Raw genomic sequence first — 5,867 nt, forward strand, 5'->3', positions numbered from 1 at the left:
GGCTTGAACGGTAAGCCGCAAGTCAAAAATCTCAAGGAAATACTAGAAGAATGGCTAGTCTGTCGCCGCTCTGTGGTCACGCGCCGCGTACAATTTCGTCTCGATAAGATCGATAAGCGTTTGCATATTTTGGCAGGATTATTGATAGCGTACCTGCATATCGATGAAGTGATTCGTATCATCCGCGAAGAGGACGATCCCAAAGCGACCTTGATGCAGAACTATGATCTCACTGAGATTCAGGCCAATGCTATCTTGGACATTCGCTTGCGCCAACTCGCGAAACTTGAGGAAATTGAGCTGCGTCGTGAGCAAGACGAGCTCGCTGCTGAGCGTGCCAAACTACAAGAATATCTCGATAACCCTGAGAGCCTAACGGCACTTATTATCGATGAGCTGACTGCCGATATGAAGGAGCATGGCAACGAGCGTATGTCGCCACTCATGGAGCGCGATGAAGCGCAAGCACTTAAAGAGTCCGACCTTATACCTAGTGAGCCGATTACCGCTATCTTGTCCAAAGCAGGCTGGATACGTGCCGCTAAAGGTCATGAGGTGGATGCAAAAGGTATGACTTACCGCTCAGGCGATGGCTATCAAGCCGATGTGCGCGGCAAATCCAATGAGAAAATTTATGTTCTCGATAGCACAGGACGTAGCTATAGTATTGAAGCGCACAACCTAGCTTCAGCGCGTGGTCAAGGTGATCCGCTCACCAGTGTACTCAAACCACCAGCAGGCGCGAGCTTTGAGCAGCTACTCACGGGTAGCGATGAGCAACGTATTATCCTTGCCAGCTCAAAAGGTTACGGCTTTATCAATAGACTCGGCAATCTCGATACCAATCAAAAATCAGGCAAAAACCTAATCAATCTTGCTGCAGATAGTCGCCTGTTACCTGTCGCACGTATCGATGCCAGTGCAGGGACTAATGGCGATGATAGCGAAGCGGTAAGCACTATCCCTGATCACGTTGCTGTCGTTACTAACGCCGGATATTTATTGATATTTGCGCTCGATGATCTGCCCGAGCAAGCTCGCGGAAAGGGCAATAAAATGATTACCTTAAAAGGCGATGAGGAAGTATTAGCAATTACCCCACTCAGCTTGCAAGACAGCTTAGTGATTACTGCTGGCAAGCGTCATGTCACCTTAAAACCTATGGACTTAGCGAACTATACAGGCACACGTGGTAATCGTGGTGGTCAGTTGCCAAGGGGCTTTCAGAATGTGACTGGGGTTGAGGTTGGTTAGTTGGGTTTATTTATTTAATTTTTAGAAAGCTGGGTTAAAAGCCCAGCCTGTGCTTACTGGGAGAATATTATGAGTGAACAACACGTTTTTATTTATATCGAAGACCAAGACCATGTTTTAACTGATGAACAAAAAGAAGAAGCATTTTCACTTTTTGACGAAAATATTATCGAATGTGAACATGAACCCTATTTTGATGCAGTTGAAAACCTGCAACTGACACATTCAGATATTATTATTACTAGCCCGTTCATGATGAGCGCTGGAGACTTTGTAGCAACTAATAAATTTTGGCAATTAGATGACAATGAAGATGAAGAGTTTGAAAGCGATATTAATGAAGCCATTTCTATTCGTTCAGAAATATTGAAAGAATTAGAAGATATGTTGGGTGCTAAGATTGCTGTTGTTTGGGAGCATCGAGATTAGCTAGCGTAGGCTGGGCTTTTAGCCCAGCAAAACTACGCCAAAAAAATAACTCTCAAATCAACAATCAATCATAATCAATTTCAATCACATCAACACCTACCCCACCCCAATCAAGCGGACAAAACCCTTTTTCTACGCACCTTTGAAACGTTGAATATTGCCAATCGGAAGGACGCGCGACATAACCATGTTTGACCGCGTTGTAATGAATATAATCCATATGGCGCTGATAATCTAACTCGTCTCTAATTCTATGTTCCCAAAACCGCCGCTGCCAAATACCGCGTTCTCTGTTTCTTACTCTAGAGTGGCTGATGGTTTCACTAGCGGACTTTTTAATTTGACGAGAAAAATGCGTCTTTATACTAGAGATGATGACAGCGTAATTATCGCTATCCTCTGCTAAAGTAATGAGCATATGCACATGATCAGGCAACAATACCATCGCGTTAAGTTTAAAATCATGGTTTTGTCTAGTCAGTCGATAAGCGTGGCGAAACTCGTTAATATGTTTTGTAAGAAGATCACTTTTGCGATCTAACAATGTCATAGTCAAAAAGTAAGTCCCACCTTTAGTCTTATCTCTGATATAGGTTCGCATGAATTATGCCTTTAAAGAGTTTAGAGCATTTAAATGCTGGGCTAAAAGCCCAGCCTACGCGAATAGCAAATTTCACAACCCCTAACTCTGCCTCAGCCCCAAAATCGGAATGACTAAATCCTCTTCATCAGTTAAATGCTGCTGAAGTAAATCGGTCACTTTGACTAGCGTGTCGTGCAATTCCTTAGCCAGCGCCTTGTCCTCTACCTCACTTCTTGCCAGCTGATCGTTTTGAATTTGCAATTCATCGAGTAGCGCGTTGAGGTACTCGTGATCCTTACCCAGTATCTCAAACGCAGGTGCAAGCTGAGGATACATGCTGACAAACTCAGGGAAGAATCCTTCGTCCTCTACCCCATGATGCTGATGCAACTTGAGGATATGCATATTGATGCGTTTAAGGATTTGCGAGCGATACTCTGACCAATCAAACTCGCCGTTTTGATAGGCGTCGCTGATTTGCATCAATATACGTTGGCGTTTGCGTATATTGGTATGTACCTTTAGCCAACCTGAGGTCTTGTAGGCGTAATCTGCACCAAACCATTGATCAGGCGGCAGCTTGTTATACAGAAACAACCAGTCCGCCTCAAGGCGACTATCAGGGTGACGCGGCGTGATGCTAAACAGATCATTGTCGCGATCTTGCTGGCTTGTGTCGTTGGTCGCTGTGGTCATTGGCTCGCTCTCATTTTTATTATTCATACTCGGTTTAATGCTTACGTATATGGTGGTTTTGCCATGTGATTTATAGAGTGGTTAAAGCAAAAGTCTTTTCGGTTATGGGCAACAATAAAATCTTGCGCAGCGTTTTAGCATTTAATCAGTAACACAACCCTACCTTACAACAGGGCAATGGCTCATTTATAATGAGTTGTCTTAGTTAATATAAGCTTAACTTATGAGTAAAAAAGTCAGCTTAATCTTCCCGCATCAGCTGTTTGCCAATGTGAGCCTTTGGCAGGACGTGTGCTACCTAATTGAAGAGGATTTGTACTTTACCCAGTATCCCTTTCATAAGCAAAAGCTAGTACTGCACCGCGCGAGTATGAAAGCTTATGAGCAAACTTTGAAGGACGCGGGCAAAACTGTACATTATATTGAATCCGCCCATAAACACAGCGACTGTCGTAAGCTGGTTGCGAGCTTTGTCAGCAGCAAAAACGATGCTGACAATGATGATGCTATTGCAAAAATTTATTGTATTGATCTGGTCGATGACTGGCTGCGTATGTACGTCCAGCAGGCCGTACTAGACGCTGATATTGACTTTGATTGTTCGCCAACGCCGATGTTTTTGAATCCTTTGCCTGTTTATTGCGAGTTTTTTCGCGACAACCGCCTATTCCATCATGACTTCTATACTCAAGCGCGCAAACGTGAAAAGATCCTTATCGATGAAGACGATGATCCTATCGGCGGACAGTGGTCGTTTGATGAAGACAACCGCAAAAAATACCCACGTAAAGAGACGCCGCCTGCGCTTGAATTTCCTAAGTTAACTGAGCGTTACAAGGAAGCGATAAGCTACGTTGAGGACAATTTTGGCAGCCATTATGGCGAGGCGAATCCTGACTTTCGCTATCCGACCACTCATGCCGAGGCGGAGGTGTGGCTTGAGAACTTTTTAGCGACACGCTTTAAAGACTTTGGTAAATATGAAGACGCTATCGTCGCAAGCGAGCATGTACTGCATCATAGTATTTTGACGCCGATGCTTAATACGGGTCTGCTCACCCCTGAGCAAGTGGTGACGCGCACACTTGAGATTAGCGAGGAATACGATATTCCGATTAACTCGTTAGAGGGCTTTATCCGCCAGATTATCGGCTGGCGCGAGTTTATGTACGGACTCTACGAGTATATTGGACGCAAACAGCGCAGCAGTAACTTTTGGGGCTTTAAACGTAAGATACCGCCCAGCTTTTATACCGGTGATACGGGTATCATGCCCATTGATACGACGATTAAAAAAGTGCTCAAGACAGGATACGCGCATCACATTGAGCGCCTCATGATCTTTGGCAACTTTATGCTGCTCTGTGAGTTTGACCCTGATGAGGTCTATCAGTGGTTTATGGAGCTATTTATCGATGCTTATGATTGGGTGATGGTGCCTAATATCTATGGCATGAGTCAGTTCGCCGATGGCGGTCTGATGGCGACCAAACCCTATATCAGCGGTAGTAACTATATTAATAAAATGAGTGATTATCAAGTCAAGTCCAAAGGCGAGCTTGTCGAGTGGGCGGCTATTTGGGATGGGCTGTTTTGGCGCTTTATGCATGTGCATCGCGACTTTTTTGCAAAGAATCCACGTATCGGTATGCTGCTGTCGATGTGGGATAAGATGGATAAAAACCAGCAAAAAGAGCACTTAAAAAATGCCAATGAGTTTTTAGCGCAATTAGATAAAGAAGTTTAAAAGAACGCAAATTTAAGTAAGACAAGGATAGCTATGTTTACCGAATTTAAAGCTAGCGGTGCGCGGGCGACAAGTAAAATCCCGACACCCAAGATCATCTTTTTTGATATCGATGATACGCTTAGCCGTAAAGGCATCATTGCTAAGCATAATCAAGCGACGCTTGAGGCGCTAGCTCATTCTGATGTCAAACTCGTCATCTCGACAGGGCGCTCAAAAGCGATTTTGCCGCCTGATATCTTGGCGCTACTAGAGGCCAACGTACTCGATTCGATCATCTGTATGAATGGTCAATATAGTTTTGATAATCATAATAGAATCAGTCACTATCCCTTGTCGAATAAGCAAACAACCAAAATTGTAGAGCTGTGCCAAGCCAGCGATTTGATACACAAGTTTGATTCAGCGACCCATATCGCTTGGTCGGATGAAAACGAGCGCTTGCGTGAGTTTAATGCGCGTACGCCAAACTCTATCGTCGACCCCTTTTATCATCAGACCAGTGAAGTCTATCAGTGCTCAGTATTTTTTAATAATCAGCAAGAGAAGATGCAAGAAGTCGACTTTGCCAAGTACGATCTCAAGCTCGTGCATTGGCACAATACGGGCGCAGATATCTTACCGATTGAAGCCTCAAAAGCGCGCGGTATTTTGGATGTCTGTCAATATTACGGCGTTAATGCTAGTGAATGTATGGCGTTTGGTGACGGTTTTAATGATTTAGAGATGTTTGATCTGGTTGGCTTCGCGGTGGCGATGGGTGACGCACAACCTGCTTTGATTGAGCGCGCAGACTTTGTCACAGGCACTATTGAAGAGCGCGGTATTCAGTCGGTACTTGAACGTTTGGCGCTAAAGGTTACTTCATAAGTATCGTAGATAGTGTGTAACACTAAAAACCCTTGCCATGACCTGACAAGGGTTTTTAGTGTTACACAGACAGCTATTGTTAATCCTGCTACCGTAACGATAAAACCAGTTTATCTAGCAGGATAGAATGTCTCTGCGCCAGGCCCCACAGGTAGACCCAGTACAAATACCCAAATCGAGAACAAAATAGTCCAACCAATCAAAAATGCCATCGAGTATGGTAACATCATTGCCATTAATGTCCCAACCCCAGTGTCCTTTTTATAGCGAATAGCCACTGCCAAAATA

7 protein-coding genes are annotated in these 5,867 nt (G+C 44.2%); 4 read left to right on the forward strand and 3 right to left on the reverse strand.

Annotated elements, in window-relative coordinates:
* A partial coding sequence (locus ACTXGO_RS08665; RefSeq protein ID WP_443574068.1) for a DNA gyrase subunit A occupies positions 1–1,254 on the forward strand: 1,254 nt, incomplete at its 5' end.
* Positions 1,255–1,323: 69 nt separating this feature from the next.
* Positions 1,324–1,683 (forward strand): hypothetical protein, encoded by a 360-nt coding sequence (locus ACTXGO_RS08670; protein ID WP_443574070.1) that lies wholly within the window; start codon positions 1,324–1,326, stop codon positions 1,681–1,683.
* A gap of 64 nt (positions 1,684–1,747) precedes the next feature.
* On the opposite strand, the gene ACTXGO_RS08675 is transcribed toward ACTXGO_RS08670, so the two are convergent.
* The gene (locus ACTXGO_RS08675) at positions 1,748–2,284 is read right to left on the reverse strand and encodes an REP-associated tyrosine transposase (protein WP_443543201.1); all 537 of its coding nucleotides are present in this window, start codon (positions 2,282–2,284) and stop codon (positions 1,748–1,750) included.
* A gap of 81 nt (positions 2,285–2,365) precedes the next feature.
* Positions 2,366–2,989 carry a hemerythrin domain-containing protein gene (locus ACTXGO_RS08680; RefSeq protein WP_443543203.1) on the reverse strand — a complete coding sequence of 208 codons (624 nt, stop codon included), beginning with the start codon at positions 2,987–2,989 and terminating at the stop codon, positions 2,366–2,368.
* A gap of 196 nt (positions 2,990–3,185) precedes the next feature.
* Here ACTXGO_RS08680 and ACTXGO_RS08685 point away from each other — a divergent pair, with 196 nt between their 5' ends.
* Positions 3,186–4,709, forward strand: coding sequence for a cryptochrome/photolyase family protein (locus ACTXGO_RS08685; RefSeq protein ID WP_443543205.1), 1,524 nt, complete (start codon positions 3,186–3,188; stop codon positions 4,707–4,709).
* Between the two features lie 33 nt (positions 4,710–4,742).
* A complete protein-coding gene (locus ACTXGO_RS08690; RefSeq protein ID WP_443543206.1) occupies positions 4,743–5,579 on the forward strand; it encodes a Cof-type HAD-IIB family hydrolase in 837 nt (278 codons plus the stop codon).
* A 110-nt stretch (positions 5,580–5,689) separates the two neighbouring features.
* Here ACTXGO_RS08690 and ACTXGO_RS08695 read toward each other — a convergent pair whose 3' ends face one another.
* Positions 5,690–5,857, reverse strand: a complete 168-nt coding sequence (locus tag ACTXGO_RS08695; RefSeq protein WP_443574072.1) for an AbgT family transporter — start codon at positions 5,855–5,857, stop codon at positions 5,690–5,692.
* Positions 5,858–5,867: the final 10 nt, after the last annotated feature.

Source organism: Psychrobacter sp. T6-1, assembly GCF_052258445.1.

What these genes read in the sequence shown, in the direction of transcription:
- ACTXGO_RS08670 (WP_443574070.1), top strand. Translation starts at nt 1,324, where the DNA reads ATGAGTGAACAACACGTTTTTATTTATATCGAAGACCAAGACCATGTT.
- ACTXGO_RS08675 (WP_443543201.1), bottom strand. Translation starts at nt 2,284, where the DNA reads ATGCGAACCTATATCAGAGATAAGACTAAAGGTGGGACTTACTTTTTG.
- ACTXGO_RS08680 (WP_443543203.1), bottom strand. Translation starts at nt 2,989, where the DNA reads ATGAATAATAAAAATGAGAGCGAGCCAATGACCACAGCGACCAACGAC.
- ACTXGO_RS08685 (WP_443543205.1), top strand. Translation starts at nt 3,186, where the DNA reads ATGAGTAAAAAAGTCAGCTTAATCTTCCCGCATCAGCTGTTTGCCAAT.
- ACTXGO_RS08690 (WP_443543206.1), top strand. Translation starts at nt 4,743, where the DNA reads ATGTTTACCGAATTTAAAGCTAGCGGTGCGCGGGCGACAAGTAAAATC.